Source organism: Nocardia sp. FDAARGOS_372 (assembly GCF_002554515.1).
GTDB lineage: Bacteria > Actinomycetota > Actinomycetes > Mycobacteriales > Mycobacteriaceae > Nocardia > Nocardia farcinica.
In genome coordinates this window covers 5,819,415-5,838,470 of record NZ_PDDW01000001.1, presented here as the reverse complement: position 1 = coordinate 5,838,470, position 19,056 = coordinate 5,819,415, and the positions used below count along the sequence as shown (strand labels likewise).

Annotated in this window: 22 protein-coding genes; 10 read left to right on the top strand and 12 right to left on the bottom strand. The window is 71.0% G+C overall.

Going from position 1 to position 19,056, the window contains the following annotated elements; genetic code table 11:
* Window positions 1–56: 56 nt before the first annotated feature.
* On the top strand, window positions 57–992 hold the full coding sequence (locus tag CRM89_RS27175; protein WP_011207560.1) for an LLM class F420-dependent oxidoreductase: 936 nt from the start codon (window positions 57–59) through the stop codon (window positions 990–992).
* Window positions 993–1,025: 33 nt separating this feature from the next.
* Here the strand turns inward: CRM89_RS27175 and CRM89_RS27170 are convergent, their stop codons facing one another.
* The 3 genes from CRM89_RS27170 to CRM89_RS27165 are packed head-to-tail and all read right to left on the bottom strand — an operon-like array spanning window position 1,026 to window position 1,667.
* Window positions 1,026–1,208 (bottom strand): hypothetical protein, encoded by a 183-nt coding sequence (locus tag CRM89_RS27170; RefSeq protein ID WP_041559883.1) that lies wholly within the window; start codon window positions 1,206–1,208, stop codon window positions 1,026–1,028.
* Window positions 1,209–1,230: 22 nt separating this feature from the next.
* The gene (locus tag CRM89_RS32065) at window positions 1,231–1,359 is read right to left on the bottom strand and encodes a hypothetical protein (protein ID WP_255266208.1); all 129 of its coding nucleotides are present in this window, start codon (window positions 1,357–1,359) and stop codon (window positions 1,231–1,233) included.
* Window positions 1,356–1,667, bottom strand: a complete 312-nt coding sequence (locus tag CRM89_RS27165; protein WP_228821151.1) for a hypothetical protein — start codon at window positions 1,665–1,667, stop codon at window positions 1,356–1,358. The genes CRM89_RS32065 and CRM89_RS27165 overlap by 4 nt, the downstream gene beginning before the upstream one ends.
* 590 nt (window positions 1,668–2,257) lie before the next feature.
* On the opposite strand from CRM89_RS27165, the gene CRM89_RS27160 reads away from it, so the two are divergent.
* Window positions 2,258–2,935 (top strand): GntR family transcriptional regulator, encoded by a 678-nt coding sequence (locus tag CRM89_RS27160; RefSeq protein ID WP_098086626.1) that lies wholly within the window; start codon window positions 2,258–2,260, stop codon window positions 2,933–2,935.
* Window positions 2,936–2,992: 57 nt separating this feature from the next.
* Here the strand turns inward: CRM89_RS27160 and CRM89_RS27155 are convergent, their stop codons facing one another.
* Complete coding sequence (locus tag CRM89_RS27155) at window positions 2,993–3,826, bottom strand: hypothetical protein (protein WP_098086625.1); 834 nt, start codon at window positions 3,824–3,826, stop codon at window positions 2,993–2,995.
* Between the two features lie 362 nt (window positions 3,827–4,188).
* Between CRM89_RS27155 and CRM89_RS27150 the strand changes: the two genes are divergently transcribed.
* Window positions 4,189–5,388 carry a helix-turn-helix transcriptional regulator gene (locus tag CRM89_RS27150; protein ID WP_172964579.1) on the top strand — a complete coding sequence of 400 codons (1,200 nt, stop codon included), beginning with the start codon at window positions 4,189–4,191 and terminating at the stop codon, window positions 5,386–5,388.
* A 171-nt stretch (window positions 5,389–5,559) separates the two neighbouring features.
* Window positions 5,560–6,234, top strand: a complete 675-nt coding sequence (locus CRM89_RS27145; RefSeq protein ID WP_172964642.1) for an HNH endonuclease family protein — start codon at window positions 5,560–5,562, stop codon at window positions 6,232–6,234.
* Window positions 6,235–6,247: 13 nt separating this feature from the next.
* On the opposite strand, the gene CRM89_RS27140 is transcribed toward CRM89_RS27145, so the two are convergent.
* From CRM89_RS27140 to pdhA, 4 genes are all read right to left on the bottom strand, one after another.
* Entirely contained in the window at window positions 6,248–7,066 is an 819-nt protein-coding gene (locus CRM89_RS27140) for a sulfurtransferase (protein ID WP_062954118.1), read from the bottom strand.
* 91 nt (window positions 7,067–7,157) lie between these two features.
* Window positions 7,158–8,675: a dihydrolipoamide acetyltransferase family protein gene (locus CRM89_RS27135; RefSeq protein WP_098086622.1), complete on the bottom strand. Its 1,518-nt coding sequence runs from the start codon at window positions 8,673–8,675 to the stop codon at window positions 7,158–7,160.
* Window positions 8,676–8,980: 305 nt separating this feature from the next.
* Complete coding sequence (locus tag CRM89_RS27130) at window positions 8,981–9,955, bottom strand: alpha-ketoacid dehydrogenase subunit beta (RefSeq protein ID WP_098086621.1); 975 nt, start codon at window positions 9,953–9,955, stop codon at window positions 8,981–8,983.
* Window positions 9,952–11,064: a pyruvate dehydrogenase (acetyl-transferring) E1 component subunit alpha gene (pdhA, locus tag CRM89_RS27125; RefSeq protein WP_060593017.1), complete on the bottom strand. Its 1,113-nt coding sequence runs from the start codon at window positions 11,062–11,064 to the stop codon at window positions 9,952–9,954. The genes CRM89_RS27130 and pdhA overlap by 4 nt, the downstream gene beginning before the upstream one ends.
* A gap of 169 nt (window positions 11,065–11,233) precedes the next feature.
* On the opposite strand from pdhA, the gene CRM89_RS27120 reads away from it, so the two are divergent.
* Together CRM89_RS27120 and CRM89_RS27115 are read left to right on the top strand one after the other, a co-directional pair.
* Window positions 11,234–11,728: an Lrp/AsnC family transcriptional regulator gene (locus tag CRM89_RS27120; RefSeq protein ID WP_011207550.1), complete on the top strand. Its 495-nt coding sequence runs from the start codon at window positions 11,234–11,236 to the stop codon at window positions 11,726–11,728.
* Window positions 11,729–11,752: 24 nt separating this feature from the next.
* On the top strand, window positions 11,753–12,571 hold the full coding sequence (locus tag CRM89_RS27115) for an SDR family oxidoreductase (RefSeq protein ID WP_098086620.1): 819 nt from the start codon (window positions 11,753–11,755) through the stop codon (window positions 12,569–12,571).
* On the opposite strand, the gene CRM89_RS27110 is transcribed toward CRM89_RS27115, so the two are convergent.
* Window positions 12,561–12,953: a thioesterase family protein gene (locus tag CRM89_RS27110; protein WP_050768224.1), complete on the bottom strand. Its 393-nt coding sequence runs from the start codon at window positions 12,951–12,953 to the stop codon at window positions 12,561–12,563. The genes CRM89_RS27115 and CRM89_RS27110 overlap by 11 nt on opposite strands.
* Before the next feature lie 76 nt (window positions 12,954–13,029).
* Between CRM89_RS27110 and CRM89_RS27105 the strand changes: the two genes are divergently transcribed.
* Complete coding sequence (locus CRM89_RS27105; RefSeq protein WP_229434908.1) at window positions 13,030–14,316, top strand: MFS transporter; 1,287 nt, start codon at window positions 13,030–13,032, stop codon at window positions 14,314–14,316.
* A 9-nt stretch (window positions 14,317–14,325) separates the two neighbouring features.
* Entirely contained in the window at window positions 14,326–14,565 is a 240-nt protein-coding gene (locus CRM89_RS27100) for a hypothetical protein (protein ID WP_011207546.1), read from the top strand.
* Window positions 14,566–14,655: 90 nt separating this feature from the next.
* Here CRM89_RS27100 and CRM89_RS27095 read toward each other — a convergent pair whose 3' ends face one another.
* The 3 genes from CRM89_RS27095 to CRM89_RS27085 are packed head-to-tail and all read right to left on the bottom strand — an operon-like array spanning window position 14,656 to window position 17,512.
* Window positions 14,656–16,074, bottom strand: a complete 1,419-nt coding sequence (locus CRM89_RS27095) for an NAD(P)(+) transhydrogenase (Re/Si-specific) subunit beta (protein WP_098086619.1) — start codon at window positions 16,072–16,074, stop codon at window positions 14,656–14,658.
* Between the two features lie 5 nt (window positions 16,075–16,079).
* Entirely contained in the window at window positions 16,080–16,394 is a 315-nt protein-coding gene (locus CRM89_RS27090; protein WP_011207544.1) for an NAD(P) transhydrogenase subunit alpha, read from the bottom strand.
* Window positions 16,394–17,512: a Re/Si-specific NAD(P)(+) transhydrogenase subunit alpha gene (locus CRM89_RS27085; RefSeq protein WP_098086618.1), complete on the bottom strand. Its 1,119-nt coding sequence runs from the start codon at window positions 17,510–17,512 to the stop codon at window positions 16,394–16,396. Before CRM89_RS27085 ends, CRM89_RS27090 begins: the two co-directional genes overlap by 1 nt.
* Window positions 17,513–17,777: 265 nt before the next feature.
* On the opposite strand from CRM89_RS27085, the gene CRM89_RS27080 reads away from it, so the two are divergent.
* On the top strand, window positions 17,778–18,218 hold the full coding sequence (locus tag CRM89_RS27080) for an HIT family protein (RefSeq protein ID WP_086838520.1): 441 nt from the start codon (window positions 17,778–17,780) through the stop codon (window positions 18,216–18,218).
* Window positions 18,215–19,054 carry a maleylpyruvate isomerase family mycothiol-dependent enzyme gene (locus tag CRM89_RS27075; protein WP_011207541.1) on the top strand — a complete coding sequence of 280 codons (840 nt, stop codon included), beginning with the start codon at window positions 18,215–18,217 and terminating at the stop codon, window positions 19,052–19,054. Before CRM89_RS27080 ends, CRM89_RS27075 begins: the two co-directional genes overlap by 4 nt.
* Window positions 19,055–19,056: the final 2 nt, after the last annotated feature.

Genomic DNA, 19,056 nt, shown 5'->3' with positions numbered 1-19,056 from the left:
CCCACCATGCCGCAGCTCACCGTGCGCTCGCCACCGCGCCGACTACCGTGGTCACCGTGGACCTACGCATCTTCACCGAACCCCAGCAAGGCGCGAGCTACGACGACCTCCTGCGGGTCGCGAAGACGACCGAGGACGCGGGCTTCGACGCCTTCTTCCGATCCGACCACTTCCTGAAGATGGGCGAGGTGTCCGGCCTGCCCGGCCCCACCGACGCCTGGATCACGCTGGCCGGGCTGGCCAGGGAGACCTCCCGCATCCGGCTGGGCACGCTGGTCACCTCGGCCACGTTCCGGCATCCGTCCGTGCTGGCCATCTCCGTCGCGCAGGTGGACCGGATGTCCGGCGGCCGGGTGGAGTTCGGATTCGGCGCGGGCTGGTTCGACGCCGAGCACACCGCGTACGGCATCACCCTGCCCGAGGTGCGCGAACGCTTCGACCGCTACGCCGAGCAGCTGGCCATCATCACCGGCCTGTGGGAGACCCCCGAGGGGTCGACCTTCGACTTCGTCGGCAAGCACTACGAGCTGCAGGGCAGCCCGGCGCTGCCCAAGCCCGCGCAGTCGCCGCGGCCGCCGGTGATCATCGGCGGCACCGGCAAGAAGCGGACCCCGGAGCTGGCCGCCCGCTACGCCCAGGAGTTCAACCTCCCGTTCAGCGATGCCACCTCCGCGGCCGCCCAGTTCGAGCGGGTCGCCGACGCCGCGCGCGCGATCGGCCGCGATCCGGGTGAGATCGTGCGCTCGGCCGCGCAGGTGCTGTGTGTCGGCCGCGACGACGCCGAGGTCGCCCGGCGCGCCGCTGCCATCGGCCGCGAGGTCGCCGAGCTGAAGGAGAACGGCCTGGCCGGCACGCCCGCCGAGGTCGTGGACAAGATCGGCCGCTACCGCGCCGAGACCGGCATCACCCGCCTCTACCTGCAAACCCTCGACCTCGGCGATCTGGACCACCTGGAACTGGTCGCGGCCGAGATCGCCCCGCAGCTGGACTGACCCGTAGCCGAGCGCCTTCGGTGCGCTCTGCGCCTAGTCCCGCTCCGGCGGCCGCGCCGCCCAGGCGCGCAACGCGTCGTCGACTCGGGCCAGCACCTCGATCGGCAGTGGCTCGTGGGTGCCGGGCCGCCAAGGCGGGTCCGTCGGCGGTGTGCGCCGCGGCAGCCGCCGTACGTCCTCCTCGTGCCCTGCGGTCCGGTCCGCGTCCTCGTCCATGTCCGCCCCCTCCTGCGGTGGGTCAATCGTCTTCCCGGTCACGGTCGTCGTCCTCGTCGACGGGGTCCTCGGCGACGGGCCAGGACAGCGCCACGGTGAGGCCGATCAGCCCGAGGACCAGCACCACGAGCACCCCGTCGGCCAGGCTCATTCGTCCTCCCGTTCGGGCCAGCGGTAGCCGCGCGGGTAGACGCGCGACGGGGTGACGAGGGCGGCCAGGTCGGACACGACGTGACGGACCGGGTCGACGTGTTCGAGGCCGGGCGTCACCACGGCCGCCGCCGCGAACTCGTCGAGGTGGCGGGCGATCGCGAGGGCCGTCAGCATCGGACCCGCGTCGAGGAAGACGGTGAACACCAAACGGAAATCGGGCCCGGCGATCGATGCGAGGTCGATCTGCTTGCCGCGCAAGAGTTCTGGTCGAATCACACCGATCGCGGGTCGGCGTTCGCCTGGCATCGATCTGCTCCCTCTGCCGTGTCGAATGGGTGGTGGAAGCCGCCGGTTCGGCACCGGGCGGATGCTCCGGTAGTAGCGTGGCGCAGAGGCGTTGGCGTACGCGGAAATCCGTGTTCACAGACCTGTTGACAGCAGTTCCGGGAGTTTTTCGGGGGGTGGGCGTGATCGAGGGGGCACAGCTGCGGACGGCGCGGGATTCCCGAGTTCGCCACTCCGCCTGACCCATTCTTTGCCGGTCTTCGGGTCGATACCGCCCATTCGCTCCGGCACCGGACGCGGGTTCGGATTGCACTTCGCCGTCGCGATATCACCAATGCAGCTCCAACCCTGCGAGAACGCCTTGCCGAACTCGATCGGGAAACGCCAAGCCTGGCAACGGGCCCGTCCCGGCCTCCTTACCTTCGGATAATGGCCGCCCGCTTCTGCGCATACACAGCAGCGTATACGCAGTTGCGTATACGCACAAGCTGGCTGCGTCCGAGCCGCGCGACTCAGCGCCTTCGCGACAGATGCTGATCCCGAATAGGCTGTAGTGTGTATACGCAGTTGTGTATGCTCAAACGCCGACGCCGACCCCGAGGAGTGGAGCCATGAGTGAGCCTGCCTACGTATTGATCGCGGGGGAGATCGCGCGGGAGATCCGCGCAGGGGCCCTACCCGCACGGACACAGCTGCCGAGCTATTCCGAGCTGGCGAAGCGACACGGCGTGTCCGAGATCGTCATTCGGAAGGTCATCGACCTGCTGCTGCGCCAAGGTCTCGTTTACACAATCGAGCGCCGCGGGACCTTCGTAGCCGCTCGGCCGACGCTGGTTCGAGTATCACCCGAACGTCAAATGGAAGACCCGGCAACGACCTTCGGCAACGAGTCACCCCACAGGGTGGATGATGTGCGGATCGAGCGCACGACAACTCTGGTTCCCGCCGACGATGAAGTGGCGGGACTGCTCGGGATCAACCCGGGCACCGAGGTCGAGCACATCGTCACAGCTGTCGCTGAACTCGGCCGACCGGTCTCCATCTCGGACAGCTATCAGCTGCCCGGCACCGATGTTGCCACCGCGACCGTTCTCGAGGAGACCATTGCCGACAAGGTGCCCGCGCCGACGCATGCGGTATGGCTGAAAGTGCCGGCGGGCGACCTGGTGAAGGCCATTCGCCAGCGCTTTCTCCGGCACGGGAGGATTCTGATGGTGTCGGACGTATCCTACCCGAAGGACCGGTACGAATCGTTCGTCTTCCGGATGACGCTCGAACCGGAGTCCTAGGCACAGCCCGTCGGATATGGCCCGACGCCTACGATCGGGCCATCGTTTGTTGGTCGGCTATCCGGGGCGCACCCAGCCCTGAGCAACATCCCCGAGGTTCCACCACGAGACGTGGTGCGGATCCTCCGATTCCAATCTCCACGCCTCCGAGAGTCGGGCGAAGAACGCGTCATCGCCGGTCTTGCCGCCCTGCGGTTCCCCGATGAAGATCACGCGCCGACCGCCTCGCGTCTCGAACTTCTCCAGCGCCGCGGAGGCCATCGGGTCACCCCAGCCCGGCGGCCAGCAGAGGAACAGAACCGATTCGCCGTCCAAATCGGCGTCGAACTCATCAAGGCCCGACACCGGGAACCACACGTCTCGTTGGCCTTCGGCTCCGGGAAAGGACGGGTTGGCTGTGCTGTCTGGTGGTTCCGCATCGAAGGCACGTACGTTGACGCCGTGGTCGGCCAGTTGCTTCGCCCAGTAACCACGCCCTGCGCCCAGTTCGAGCACGCGCCGTCCTTCGCTGAACGCTCCGATCCAGCTGAGCGTCTCCGGAGAGGGGACCGCGTAGGCGTACGCACTTTGCAAGATCGTCTGTACAAAACCCAGCCGGGCACTTCCGCCCGGATTCCCCCCGTCGACTACCCGGCGTTCCCCGTCGACCGTGATCGACGGAGCCACGATGTCCCAGTACGGGTTCGCCGACTCCTCGCTGCCGCCGGTCATGTAGTGCACGAACCGCAGGTCGAACGCGGCATCGGCTTCCTGATCCCCGGTCCCGGCCAACATCGGCGCGATGTCGAGATAGTCCGCCACCTTGGGAAACTCAGCCCGCAGCCGCAATCCGTCCCCGAGCAGCGCAGCCAGCTCCGATCGACGTTCCGGTGTCAACACGAGCGCAGTCATGGTCCGATTGTCCGTGCGCGCCTTCGGCTCCGCGAGTGGTTGCCAGGATTTCTCCGACTTCGTCCTCCCGTCCGGGCCAGCGGTAGCCGCGCGGGTCGGCGCGCGATGGGGTGACGAGGCGTCACCGCCGCCGCCGCGAATTCGTCGAGGTGACGGACGATCGTCGAATCACACCGATCGCGGGTCGGCGTTCGCCTGGCATCGATCTGCTCCCTCTGCCGTGTCGAATGGGTGGTGGAAGCCGCCGGTTCGGCACCGGGCGGATGCTCCGGTAGTAGCGTGGCGCAGAGGCGTTGGCGTACGCGGAAATCCGTGTTCACAGACCTGTTGACAGCAGTTCCGGGAGTTTTTCGGGGGTGGGCGTGATCGAGGGTGCACAGCTGCGGACGGCGCGGGAAGCGGCCGGGTGGAGTCTGCGCGCCATGGCGGAGTTGGTGCATTTCGCACCGTCGTATCTGAGCTTGATCGAGACCGGGAAGCGGCCGGTGACGCGCGAGGTCGTCGCCGCCTACGAGCTGATTCTCGGTCCGGGCTCGCTGCGCGCGGAAACACCGGAACCGCAGGGTGATCGAGTGCCGCGGGTGATCACTTCCGAGCTCCCCGAAAGCCTGCCCGCGTTTCTCGAGTTCATCGCCGACGACCTCTCCCGCGCCTACCCGAAGTCGCGGCCGGATCAGCTGCTGGCCGAAATCCAGTGGCGCATCCGCGGGGTCCGGGCGCTGCTCCAGGGCCGGACCACCCTGATGGAGCATCGCAGGCTGATGGTCGTGCTCGGCTGGTTGTCGATGCTGGCCGCGGCCTGCCACGTCGACCTCGGCGAGGGCAGGGCCGCCGCCGCGCAACTGTGGGTGGCGCGGGAGGTGGCGATCGAAGCCGAACACACCGAGATCGACGCCTGGCGCGCCGAGATCATGGCCCGGCAGCAGCTCGCCCTCGGCGAATACCTGGTCGCGGTGGTGGCGGCGCAGATCGCCCAGCAGGCGGCACCGCGGGGCAGCTACGCCATGATCCAGGCGACCGCGCAGGAGGCGGCGGCGCTGGCCCGGTACGGCGACAAGCAGGACGCCTACACCGCCTTGCGCACCCTGGCGCGGCTCGTCGCCGACCTGCCGACCGTCGAGATGGCCGAACACCGCTTCCGCTTCGACACCGTCCAGGCCGACAGCGCGATGGCGACCACGCTCGCCTGGCTCGGCGACCGAGCCGCGGAATCGTTCGCCCGCCACGTGATCCGCCACATCGAGAACTCGCTCTACGTGCGCCCCCGGCGCCTCGCCGCCGCCCGGTTGGATCTCGGGCTCGCGCTGCTCGCCGCGGGCAGGCCCGAGGAGGCGGCCCACGAGGCGATGACCGCGGTGACGTCGGGGTGCCTGGTGCCCGCCGACCGCCTGCGACTCGAGGAGGTCGTCACCGGCGTCGAAGGCGTGCACGCCGCCGCGGCGCGACCCCTGCGCGAGGCGTTCCGCAGCCTCTACCCCACCGACGCGCCGTCGGCCGACGCCTCTTCGGCCGACGCCTTTTCGGCCACCGGATGTCCGGCGGCGCCGCGTCGGCGGCCCTGACCGGTGCACGGCCGCACCCGTGGCACCGGAATTGTGGACGCCACGTAATCCACAACCGCGCCGACGGTGACGACCCGACCGTCCGGGGGAACGGGTAGAAGTGACGGGGTGCGTGAGCGGGTGGTGGTGCGGTTACCGGCGGCGGTCGTCGTGCCTGCGGTCGTCGTGCTGATGGTGGTTGTCGCGTCGGCGGTCGCCGGGTGCGGGCAGGTGCGGGTGGGGCAGGTCGAGCCCGCGCCGGGGAGTCCGACGCGCGCGCAGGTCGAGGACCTGCTCGGGCGGGTGCGGGTGGTGGCCGAGCGCGGACGGCCGGGCGGATACGACCGCGATTGCGGCCGGGGCGGCGGATGCGTGTTCGGGCCGGCCTGGACCGACGACCACGGCGGAGCCGAGGGGCACAACGGCTGCGACACCCGCAACGACGTGCTGGCGGCGCAGCTGAGCGACGTGCGGTACCGGGAGGGCACCCGGGACTGCGTGGTGGTGGCGGGAACCCTGCGCGACCCCTACACCGGGCGCCTGCTGGAGTTCCGCAAGGCCGACGCACGTGACGTGCAGATCGATCACGTGTATCCGCTGGCGGCGGCCTGGGATCTCGGGGCCGCCGGCTGGAGCCCGGAACAGCGCGTGCGCTTCGCCAATGACACGGTGACCAACCTGCTCGCCACCGCGGGCGCGGTCAACCAGGCGAAAGGGGATGCCACGCCGGCCGAGTGGCTGCCCCCGGCGCGCGCGAACCACTGCTTCTACGCGGGCAAGTACCTCACCGTCGCGGTGCGCTACGACCTGCCGGTCACCGCCGCCGACAACGCGGTGCTGCACGCCATCGCGCGCACCTGCCCCTGAGCGCAGCGGCGGATCAGTCGCCCGTCGCCACCGGGCGCTTGGGGTCGTTGGACCACTGCGACCACGAGCCGGGGTAGAGGGCGGCGTCGATGCCCGCGACCGCCAGCGCCGCGATCTGGTGCGCGGCCGTGACGCCCGACCCGCAGTAGACCGCGAACGGACCGGCGCCGTACCGCCCGAACCGGGCGCGCAACCGGTCCGGATCGTGGAAACGCCCGGTCTCGTCCAGGTTCTCGGCCGTCGGCGCGCTCACCGCGCCGGGGATGTGGCCCGCCTGCGGGTCCACGGGCTCCACCTCGCCGCGGTAGCGTTCCGCCGCGCGCGCGTCGAGCAGCACACCCGGCCACTTCGCGGCGCCGTCGGCGTCGACGACGGGCAGGTTGCCCGCGGTGAGGGTGACGTCGCCCGGCTCGGGATCGGGTTCGGCGCCGGTGGCCGTCGCCCCGCCGGCCGCCGTCCACGCGGGCAGCCCGCCGTCGAGGATGCGCACGTCGGCCAGCCCCGCCCAGCGCAGCAGCCACCACGCCCGCGCCGCCGCCATCCCGCCCGTGGCGTCGTAGACGACCACCGGGTCACCCTCGCGAATACCCCAGCTGCGCGCACACTTCTGCAGCGCGGCGAGATCGGGTAGCGGATGCCGCCCGCGGGCCGGGGAGGGCGGCGCGGCCAGTTCGGTCTCCAGGTCCACGAACACCGCGCCCGGGATGTGGCCGTCGAGATAGTGCTGCGGGCCGTCCGGGTCCCCGAGCGCCCAGCGCACATCCAGTAGCCGTACCCGCTTGTCCGCCAATTCCTTCCGCAGTTCCTCCGCGGAGATCAGTACCGCGCTCAACCCCAGCTCCTCGTCCAGTCACCCTCGCGCGCCGACCCGGACCACCCTACGCACCGATGGGCGCGCGCGAGCGACTTCTCGCGTCCGGCCGCTACAACCGGCTCAGCAGCGTGAGCGGATCGGTCAGCAGACCCGCGACCGTGGCGAGGAAACGGGCCGCGAGTTCGCCGTCGATGAGCCGGTGGTCGAAGCTCAGCCCGAGCGTGGTGACCCAGCGGACCGCCAGCTCGTCGGCCACCACCCACGGCCGCCTGCCGATCGCGCCCAGGCACAGGATCGCCGCCTCCCCCGGATTGACCAGCGGCACACCGGAATCCACGCCGAAAACGCCGACGTTGGTGATCGTGAAGGTGCCACCGGTGAGGTCGGCCGGGGTGGCGGTGCCCGCCCGGGCGGCCTCGATCGTCCGGCCGATCTCGGCACACAACTCGCGCAGGCTCAGCCGGTGCGCCTCCTTGACCGACGGCACGAGCAGGCCGCGGTCGGTGGCGGCGGCGATGCCGAGGTGGACGTAGCGCTTGGTGACGATCTGCTGCCGCTCCTCGTCCCACTGCGCGTTCACTCCGGGGAACTCCGCCAGCGCCGCCAGCACCGCCTTGGCCACCACGACCAGCGGGGTCAGGCTGAGCCCGGCGAACGCCGGGGTGGTGCGCAGATGGTCGATCAGCTCCATCGTTGCGGTGCAGTCGACGGTGACGAAGGTACTGGCCTGCGGGATCGTCGTCGCGCTCGTGACCATGGCGGCCGCGGTGCGTTTGCGCACCCCGGTGACCGGGGTGCGCTCCTCGCGCGCCTGGCCGGGCTCGGCCACGGCGGCACCGGTCGGTGTCGCGGCCGCGCGCACGTCGTCGACGGTCACCGCCCCGTTCGGGCCCGAGCCGTCGACCTGCCAGAGATCCACCCCCAACTCGCGGGCCAGCTTCCGGGCCGCGGGGGTGGCGGCCGGGCGCGCGGCGACCGCGGCCGGACGGGCGACCGGCACCGGGCCGGTCGTCCGCCGGCGCCGGGTCTGTTGCTCGGCTTCGGGCCCGTAGCCGACGAGCACCGAGCGCCTGCCGTTCCCGCTCGCCGCACCGGCATCGGAGTCGGCACCAGCACCACCGCCGCCGCCACCGACATCGCCACCGGCATCGGCATCGGCATCGCCACCGACATCGGCACCGGCACCGGCACCGGCATCGGCACCCGCACCGGCGTATTCGGCGGGGACCGTCGACCCGCCGCCGTTCCCGATATCGGCACCGTCCGCGGTGGCGGCTCCGCGACCGCCCGGGGCGCCGCCTCCACTCCCGGCGCCGGAACCGTTCTCGGCACCGCGCGCCGCGTCACCACCGCTCCCCACCGCCGACCCCGCGCCATCCGCCCGGACCCGGATCAGCGGCGCCCCCACCGGCACCGTCTCCCCCGGGTCGGCCAGCAGTGCCGCCACCGTCCCCGCATACGGGCAGGGCAGGGCGACCACGGCCTTCGCGGTCTCCACTTCGGCGATGGTCTGGTTCAGGTCCACGTGGTCGCCGACGGCGACCGACCAGGACACCAGTTCGGCATCGGTGAGTCCCTCCCCCAGATCCGGCAGCCGGAACTCCAGGACGTTGCCGTCGTCGTGCACAAGTCACCTTCCTTCGCATCGGGTCGCATGCGGTGGTACCGCCACGCTCCGCTACCGCCTCCGGCCGCTGACCGCTCAGGCTGTGTCGACTGCGCCTGCGCGGGGCGGCCTCCGTGGTCACGCTCCGCTACCGCCTCCGGCCGCTGACCCGCTCAGGCTGTGTCGACTGCGCCTGCGCGGGGCGGCCTCCGTGGTCACGCTCCGCTACCGCCTCCGGCCGCTGACCCACTCAGGCTGTGTCGACTGCGCCTGCGCGGGGCGGCCTCCGTGGTCACGCTCCGCTACCGCCTCCGGCCGCTGACCGCTCAGGCGGCCAGCGAACGGTCGACCGCGTCGAGGATGCGGTCGGGGTCGGGCAGGTGGTGCTTCTCCAGCTTGGCGGGCGGGTACGGGATGTCGTAGCCGCCGACGCGCAGCACCGGCGCCTCCAGGTGGTAGAAGCAGCGTTCGGTGATGCGCGCGGCGATCTCGGCGCCGAGACCGCCGAACACGGGGGCCTCGTGGGTCACCACCAGCCGACCCGTCCTGGTCACCGATTCGGCGACCGTGTCGACGTCCAGCGGCGCGAGGCTGCGCAGGTCGATCACCTCGAGCGAATGCCCCTCCGAGGCGGCGATCTCCGCGGCGGCCAGTGCCGGTGCGACGGTGCCGCCGTAGGCGACGACGGTGGCATCGGTGCCCGCCCGGCACACCCGCGCCCGATGCAGCGGCAGCTCCGGCGGCGCGTCGAAATCGACGTCGGCCTTGTCCCAGTAGCGGCGTTTGGGTTCGAAGAAGATCACCGGATCGGGGGCGGCGATGGCTTGGCGCAGCATGTGATAGGCGTCAGCGGGCGTGCTGGGGGTGACCACCCGCAGCCCGGCGGTGTGCGCGAAGTACGCCTCCGGCGACTCCGAATGATGCTCCACCGATCCGATACCGCCGCCGAAGGGGATGCGAATGGTGATGGGAGCGCTGACTTTTCCGCCGGTGCGGTAGTGGATCTTGGCGACCTGGGAGACGATCTGATCGAAGGCCGGGTAGACGAAGCCGTCGAACTGGATCTCGCACACCGGCCGGTAACCGCGCAACGCCATGCCGAACGCGGTGCCGACGATGCCGGACTCGGCCAGCGGGGTGTCGATCACCCGGTTGTCGCCGAAGTCCTTCTGCAGCGTGTCGGTGACCCGGAAGACCCCGCCCAGCCTGCCGATGTCCTCCCCCATCAGCACGACCTTGGGGTCGTCCTCGAGCGCCCGGCGCATGCCGGTGTTGAGGGCGCCTGCGAAGGTGGTGATCATCGGCTGACTCCTTCCGGTCGGGCGAAGGCGGCGCCGGGATCGCCGGCCGCGTACTCCGCGAAGGCCCGCCGCTCCGCCTCGATCAGGGGGTGGGGTGCGGCGTAGACGTGGTCGAACAGCTGGGCGGGATCGGGATCGGGCATCTCGAGGGTGGCGCGGCGCAGTTCGGCGGCCGCGGTGTCGGCCCGCTCGCCCACCTCGCGCTCGAAGGCCGCGTCCCACAGCGCTTCCCGTTCCAGCAGCCTGCGCAGCCGGTCGATGGGGTCGCGCCGCGTCCATTCCTCGGTCTCGGCGGCCGCGCGGTAGCGGGTGGGGTCGTCGGCGGTGGTGTGCGGGCCCATCCGGTAGGTGAGCGCTTCGATGAACGAGGGACCGCCGCCCGTGCGGGCGCGCGCGACCGCCTGCCGGGTGACCGCGAGCACCGCGAGCACGTCGTTGCCGTCGACCTGGAGGCCGGGCATGCCGTAGCCGTAGGCGCGTCGCACGAGTGGCGTGGCGCTCTGGACGCGCACCGGGGCGCTGATGGCCCAGTGGTTGTTCTGGCAGAAGAACACCACCGGCGCGCTCCAGCTCGCGGCGAAGCCGAAGGCTTCGGCGATGTCGCCCTGGCTGGTGGCGCCGTCACCGAAGTAGGCGATGGTGGCGATCTCGGCGCCGTCGAGGTGCGCGGCGTAGGCGTACCCGGTGGCGTGCAGGCCCTGGGCACCGACGACGATGTTCGGGTTGGTCATGCCGACCGCGTCCGGGTCCCAGCAGTGGTGGGCGACCCCGCGCCACAACCGGGTGAGTTCGCCGGGACGCACGCCGCGGCAGTAGGCGACGGCGGCCTCGCGGTAGCTGCAGAACACGTAGTCGTCGGGGTGCAGGGCGCGGGCGGAACCGACCTGGGCGGCCTCCTGGCCGAGCAGCGGCGGCCACAGACCCAGCTGGCCCTGCCGTTGCAGCGCGGTGGCTTCGACATCGATCCGGCGCGCCACCGTCATGTCGGCGAACAGCTCGCGCAGCTCGTGCGGGCCGATGTCGGCGACGAGCGCGGCGTGCTCGCGGTCGAGGACCCTTGCCCCGTCGGGCTGGATCAGTTGTACGGGGTACGCGGGCTTGTCCGGCATGGGTGGCGCCTCCTCCGATCACGGTCGAGTCGCGGCCTTGTGGGCCGGTCGACTCGTGCGTGTGTTGTACCTCACAGCATGCACCGTTCAGCGGCATGCGCAAGTGATCGACACGGGAATGTGCACAATGCTCAATTCACACCGGGGCCGCGGTGTCATACTGCGTCGTATGCCCAGTACTGAACAGGTCGAGGCGACCCTGGACGCGACCGACGCGCGCCTGCTGCTGGAGTTGATCGCGACGCCGCGCGCGACCGGCGTCGAACTCGCCACCCGGCTCGGCCTGTCGCGCAACACCGTGCAGGCGCGCCTGGCGCGCTGGGAGGCCACCGGCATGCTCGCCAGTGTCGAGCGGCGGGTGCGTCCGCGAGCGCTCGGCTATCCGCTGGCCGCGTTCGTCTCCGTCGTGCTCGATCAGCACCGCCTCGACGCGGTGGTCGACGCGCTCGCCGAGATCCCCGAGGTCACCGAGGTGTGCGGGATGACCGGCCGGGTCGACCTGACGGTGCGGGTGGTGGCCCGCGACGCCGAGGACCTCTACCGGCTCGCCGAGGAGATCCTGCAGATCCCCGGCGTGGAGCGCACCGACATGGCGCTGGTGATGCGCGAGCTGGTCGGCCCACGCACCGCTCCGCTGCTGGAGCGGCTGGCGGGCACCGGGTAGCGCGGGCACCGTTACTGTGCGGGCATGGAGATTTCGGGCAAGGTAGCCATCGTCACGGGGGCCGGCGGGGGAATCGGGGCGGCGCTCGCGCACAGGCTCGCCGCGGGCGGCGCGCGGGTCGTGGTCGCCGACATCGACCCCGCGGCCGCACGAGAGGTGGCGGAGGCCATCGGCGCGGCGGCGGTGCCGGTGGCCGGCGACGTGGCCGACGAACAGGTGATCGCCACCATGATCGAGCGGGCCGAGTCCGAGTTCGGCCCGGTCGACCTGTATTTCGCGAACGCGGGCATCGGCGGCGGCCCCGGCCTGGACAGCACCGATGCGCAGTGGACGGCGGCGCTCGAGGTCAACGTGCTCGCGCACGTGCGGGCCGCCCGGGCACTGATGCCGGGCTGGCTGGCGCGCGGCACGGGCTATTTCGTCGCCACGGCCTCGGCGGCCGGGCTGCTCACCCAGATCGGTTCCGCGCCGTACTCGGTGACCAAGCACGCGGCCGTCGGCTTCGCCGAATGGCTGGCGGTCACCTACGGCGACCGAGGGATCCGGGTGAGCTGCGTGTGCCCGATGGGGGTGGACACCCGGCTGCTGCACGGCGACCTGGTACCGGGGAACGCCGAGGCCGCCACGCTGGCCGTCAAGGCCGTCACCACCGCGGGCGCGGTGCTGACCCCCGAGGAGGTCGCCGACGTGGTGATCGCCGGGATGGCGGCCGAACAGTTCCTGATCCTGCCGCACCCGGAGGTGCTGGAGATGTACCGGCGCAAGGGCGCCGACTACGACCGCTGGCTGGCGGGCATGCGCCGGTTCCAGTCCGCGCTGCTGGGCGAGGGCCTCAGTCGGTGACGAGTTCGGCGGCCGCCGTGCGGATCACCGCGGGGATCTCGACGGGCTTGCGGGTCTGCGCGTCGACGTAGACGTGCACGAACTCACCGGTGGCGGACAGTTCCAGCCCGTCGTCGGTTTCCCGGAAGATCGCCAGGTCGTAGGTGATGCTGGAGCGGCCGAGCCGCGCGATCCGCAGCCCCACCTGCAACCGGTCGGGGAAACTGATCGAGCCGTGGTACCGGCACGAGGTCTGCGCGACGACGCCGAGGGCGGGCAGCTCGCGGATGTCGGTGCCGGTCGCCTTCATCAGCCACGCGTTGACCGCGGTGTCGAAGTAGGAGTAGTAGGTCACGTTGTTCACGTGGCCGTAGTGGTCGTTGTCGGCCCACCGGGTCGGCATCGGCCAGAGCACGGGATACTGCTGCGTCACCCGGCCGACCCTAGTCGGCGCCGGATCGCTCGGTACCGTCGACACAGTGCTGGACGTTCCGATCGATCGACGCCTGCGTATCGCGCGCGCGGCCGTGTTCACCGTCTTCGGCCTGAACGGCTTCCTGCTGGCGATGTGGGTGGTGCACATCCCCGTGGTCACCGACCGCACCGGGATCGCGCACTCCACGCTGGGCATGTTCATCCTGCTGATGGCCGGGGCGGGCATCGTCGGGATGCGGGCGGCCGGGCCACTGGCCGACCGGTTCGGCAGCCGGACCCTGGTCGCGGCGGCCGCCGTGGTCGCCGCGCTCGCGGTGATCGGCCCCGGCCTGGCCACCGCGCCCGCCGGGCTGGCGATCGCGCTGGCCTGCTTCGGTTTCGGCAACGGCGCGCTGGACGTCTCGATGAACGCACAGGCCGTGCACGTGGAACGAGCCTATCGCCGTCCCATCATGTCGGCGTTCCACGCGCTGTTCTCCGGCGGCGGTCTGCTGGGCTCCCTGCTCGGCGCGGCCGCCCTGCGCGCCGGTCTCGACCTGCGCGTCACGCTCGTGTTGGCGAGTCTGGCCTGCCTGGCGCTGGTCGCGCTGAGCGTGCCGCGGCTGCTCGCCGATCGCCCGGCCCCGGCCGTCGAGCCGAGCACCGCTTCCGAGCACACCGCCGCCGAGCACATACCCGCCGCCGAGCACCGCACCGCCGCCGAGCACACGGGCCCCGGCGCGCCGACCCGCGAGGGCCCCGGTGCCCGCCTGCGACCGTCCGCGCACGGCCGGAAGGTGCTGGCGCTGGCCGTGATCGCGTTCGCGGTGCTGCTCACCGAGGGCGTGGCCACGGACTGGAGCACCCTGCAGATGCGCGAGCGGCTCGGCGCCGACGACGCGACCGCGGCGCTGGCCTTCGGCGCCTTCTCGGTCACCATGACCGGCGGCCGCCTGGTGACCGACCGGGTGAGCGGCGCCTTCGGTCCGGTCGCGGTGGTCCGCTACGGCACCCTGCTGGCCGCGCTGGGATTGGCGGTCATCATGGTGTCGCCGTGGGTGCCGCTGACGCTGGCCGGGTGGGCCCTGTGCGGGCTCGGCCTGTCCGGCAGCGTGCCGCAGATCTTCACCGCGGCGGGAAATCTCGGCTCGACGACCGCCGCGACGGACATGTCGCGGGTGTTCGGGCTGGGGTACCTCGGCCTGCTCGCCGGGCCCGCGATCATCGGCTGGCTGACCGAGCTGATCCCGCTGACCGCCGCGCTGATCGTGCCGCTGCTCGCGGTGCTGGCCTGTGCGCTGAGCGCGGGGGTGGTCGGCGCGGGCCGTCCCGCCCACGCGCGCGCTCGGTAGGGTCGGGGCATGTTCGGCAACGACAGACTCGAGCACCGGCTGGCCCGCGTCGAGCGCAAGCTCGATCTGATCCTGGCGCATCTGGGGCTCGAGGACCCGCGCTCGGTCGAGGGCCTGGCCGAGGTGGACGCGCTGGTGCGCGCGGGGAAGAAGATCGAGGCGGTCAAGAAGTACCGCCAGGTCGATCCGGGCGCGGGGCTCGGCGAGGCCGTGGCCGCCGTCGAGGAGCGGGCGCGCGGGAACCGCTGAGCGGTCCGGGACGCCGGTGAACAGCGCAGAAACGGGTGAACCCCGGCGCGCCCGTGGACGGGCGCGCCGGGGTTCACCGAAACCGATGTGCTACAGCGCCTTCAGTTCCTCGGTGACCTCACCGACGGACTTCTTGGCGTCGCCGAACAGCATCGAGGTGTGCTCGGCGTAGAACAGCGGGTTGTCGATGCCGGCGAAGCCGGAGTTCATCGAGCGCTTGAGCACGATCACCGACTTGGCCTGGTCGACGTTGAGCACCGGCATGCCGTAGATCGGGCTGGCCGCGTCCTCGCGGGCGGCCGGGTTGGTGACGTCGTTGGCGCCGATCACCAGGGCGACATCGGTGCGGGCGAATTCGCCGTTGATGTCGTCCATCTCCTTCATCGCGTCGTAGGAGACCTCGGCCTCGGCCAGCAGCACGTTCATGTGACCGGGCATGCGGCCCGCGACCGGGTGGATGGCGTACTTGACCTCCACGCCCTTGGCCTCGAGCAGCGCGGCCATCTCCTTGACCGCGTGCTGGGCCTGGGCGACGGCCATACCGTAGCCGGGCACCACGATCACCTGGTTGGCGTAGGCCATCTGGATCGCGGCGTCGGCGGCGGAGGTGGCCTTGGCCTGCTTCTGCTCCCCGCTGCCACCACCGGCGGCCGCGGCGCCACCGCCGAACCCGCCGGCCACGATCGCCGGGATCGAGCGGTTCATGGCCTTGGCCATCAGGTTGGTCAGGATGGTGCCGGACGCGCCGACGATCATGCCCGCCACGATCATGGCGGTGTTGTTCAACGCCAGGCCCGCCGCCGCGGCCGACAGGCCGGTCAGGGCGTTGAGCAGCGAGATGACCACCGGCATGTCCGCGCCGCCGATGGGCAGCACGACCATCAGGCCGAGCACGCCCGCGGCCACCAGCAGCAGCACCATCCACCACCAGGCGGCACCGCCGTCGGCGGCGCCGAGGCCGATGACGACCGCGGCCGCGACCGAACCGACCAGCAGCAGCAGGTTCAGCGGCTGCTGCAGCTTGCCCAGCCCGATCGGGCGGCCGGGCAGGATCTCCTGCAGCTTGCCGAAGGCGATCAGCGAACCCCAGAACGAGATCGAGCCGATGATCGCGGCGAACAGCGAGCCGACGATGATGTGGACCGTGGGCTCCTCGCCGTGCTTGAAGGCGGAAAAGCCGCTGGTGTCCAGGAATTCGGCCCAGGCGATGAGCGCGACGGTGCCGCCGCCGACACCGTTGAACGCCGCGACCAGCTGCGGCATCGCGGTCATCTTCGTGTACTTGGCCGGTGGCACGCCGAGCACCACACCGAGCACCAGGCCCGCGACGATCAGGATCCAGTTGCCGGTGTCACGCACCGCGATCAGGGTGGCGACCACGGCGATGGCCATGCCCGCCGCGGCGATCCAGTTGCCGCGCACCGCGGTCTTCGGGCCGGTCAGACCCATCAGACCGTAGATGAACAGCGCGAACGCGATGATGTAGAGGATGTTGACCAGATTGTCCATCGGACTCACTCACCAGCCTTCGCCGCCGGGGCCTTCTTGCCCTTGAACATGCCGAGCATGCGGTCGGTGACCACGAAGCCGCCGACCACGTTCAAGGTGCCGAAGACCAGCGCGACGAACAGGATGATCTGGATGCCGATCGAGGGATCCTCCATCTTGCCCAGCGTCACCAGCGCACCGAGCACGACGATGCCGTGGATGGCGTTGGTGCCCGACATCAGCGGGGTGTGCAGGGTGTTGGGCACCTTGGAGATGACGGCGAACCCGACGAACCCGGACAGCACCAGGATCGCGATGTTGGCCAGCAGTTCGGAATACATCAGGCGTCCACCTCACGTGTGACACAGGAATCCGCGAGCACCTGGTCGCTGAAGTCAGGCGCCAGCGCACCGTCGACCAGCATCAGTTCCAGCAGCGCCGCGATGTTCTTCGAGTACAGCTCGCTGGCGTGCTCGGGCATGGTGGCGGGCAGGTTCAGCGGCGAGGCGATGGTGACGTCGTGCTTGACCACGGTCTTGCCCGGCTCGGTCAGCTCGCAGTTGCCGCCGGTCTCCCCGGCCAGGTCCACGATCACGCTGCCGGGCTTCATGCCCTCCACCGCGGCGGCGGTGACCAGCCGCGGCGCCGGGCGGCCCGGCACCAGCGCGGTCGTGATCACGACGTCGAACCCCTTGATGGCGTCTTCGAGGGCCTGCTGCTGCTTGGCCTTCTCCTCGTCGGTGAGTTCCCGGGCGTAACCGCCCTCACCGGCGGCGTCGATGCCCAGGTCCAGCCACTGCGCACCCACCGACCGCACCTGGTCGGCCACCTCGGGCCGCACGTCGTAACCGGTGGTGCGCCCGCCGAGTCGCTTGGCCGTGGCCAGCGCCTGCAGACCCGCCACGCCCACGCCGAGCACCAGCACCGTCGCCGGCTTCACGGTGCCCGCGGCGGTGGTCAGCATCGGGAAGAATCGCGTCGACTCGGAGGCCGCCAGCAGCACCGCCTTGTACCCGGCCACGTTCGCCTGCGAGGACAGCGCGTCCATCACCTGCGCGCGCGAGATACGCGGAATCGCCTCCACCGCGAACGCCTGCACCCCGGCCGATTTCAGCGCCTGGATCTGGTTCTCGGCGTTGCGCGGGGCGAGGAAGCCGATCAGGGTCTGTCCCTTGGACAGCTTGGCCACCTCCGCGTCGCTGGGCGGGGCGACCTTGACGACCACATCGGCCGACCACGGGTCGCCGATGACCGCACCCGCCTCGACGTACGCCTGGTCGGGGATGAGCGTACCGTGCCCGGCGCCGGACTCCACGACCACCTCCACGCCCTGCTTCAGCAGGGCGGGAATGATCTTGGGTACCAATGCGACACGCCGTTCGCCCGCGTTGGTCTCGCGAACGACTCCGACACGCGCTCCGCGCGGGGACGAATCGCCCACGTTTTGCGTTGTCTCCACTTGTCAGACTTCCTTCTCAGGGTGGTCGGAACCACCGAGTGACGGCCGGACGAAGCTACTCACGAGTAAGTTCGCCTGAAATCCTCGCAACTGTACCCGGCTCGCGGTGAGCCTAGCTGAGATGCCCGTCACAGCCGCAGCCGGATAAGACCGATTCGTCGGTTCTGTACCCACGTCCAGCTGCGGCGAACACCGTCGCCACACGGTTCCTGTCCGCGGGAGCCGGGCTGTCCCCGCCCGGCCCGTACACCGTATGGTCGCGGATGTGAACGACTGCGTCTTCTGCCGCATCGTGGCCGGCGCGGCGCCGGCCACCAAGGTCTACGAGGACGAAACGCTGTGCGCCTTCCTCGATATCAGGCCGATCGCGCGCGGGCACACACTGGTGATCCCGAAGCAGCACGCCGCCGGGCTCCCCGACCTCGACCCCGAACTCGGCGCGGCGATGTTCCGTGCCGCGCACCGGATCGCGCTGGCGATGCGCCGCGGCGGGCTCGCCGCGGACGGGGCCAACCTGGTGCTCAACGACGGCCGGGCGGCCTTCCAGACCGTCGGACACGTCCACCTGCACGTCATCCCACGCCGCGACGGCGACCGAATCCGCTTCGCCACAGGCTTTCTGCTGCGCAGACCGCACGACCCCGGGGCGACCGCCGCCGCGATCCGGGCCGGTCTGACCGCACTGGAGGAAGGAACCCAGCCGTGAACGACCCCACCCTGGCCAAGGACGAACTGGTACCGCTGCTCTCGGAACAGTGGACGGCCATCGATCGCCTGGTCGCCGACCTCGACGAGCCCGCCTGGCGGCAGCCGTCGCCGCTGCCGGGCTGGACGGTATTCGACGTGGTCGCCCACGTCGTGGGCACCGAATCCTGGCTGCTCGGCGAGAAGCCACCGCCGCACGATCCGGTGCGGCCCAAGACCGACGTGCGCGCACTTCCGCACGTGCGCAACGAAACCGCCGTGCTGAACGAGATCTGGATCGACCGGCTGCGGCCGATGCCGGGCCACCGGCTGCTCGCGCTCTTCCGCGAGGTCGCCGACCGCCGCCGCGCCGCACTGGCCGACAAGACCGACGCCGAGTGGGCGACCCCCACCGTGTCCCCGATCGGCCAGGTGCCCTACGGCCGGTTCATGCGGGTGCGGCTGTTCGACTGCTGGATGCACGAACTCGACATCGCCGACGCCCTCGGGGTGCGCGTGGCCGAGGGCGGCCGCCGCGGCGAGGTGGCCTTCGCCGAGTTCGCCGGTTCCCTCCCCCGGGTGGTCGCCAAACTCGGCAAGGCGCCCGCCGGATCCCGCATCGCGTTCGTGCTCACCGGTGAGCTCGCGCGCACCCTGCGCATCGAGGTCGGCGAGCGCGCGGCGTTCGTCGAGCGCTTCGCCGAGCCCGCCGGCGTCGAGATCACCCTCGACTCCGGTCTCTTCGTGCGACTCGGCGGCGGACGCACCCCGATCGAAGACCACCTCGGCGACGTCGACATCACCGGTGACGAGCAGCTCGGACTCCAGGTGGTCCGCAACCTCGCGTTCACGATCTGAAC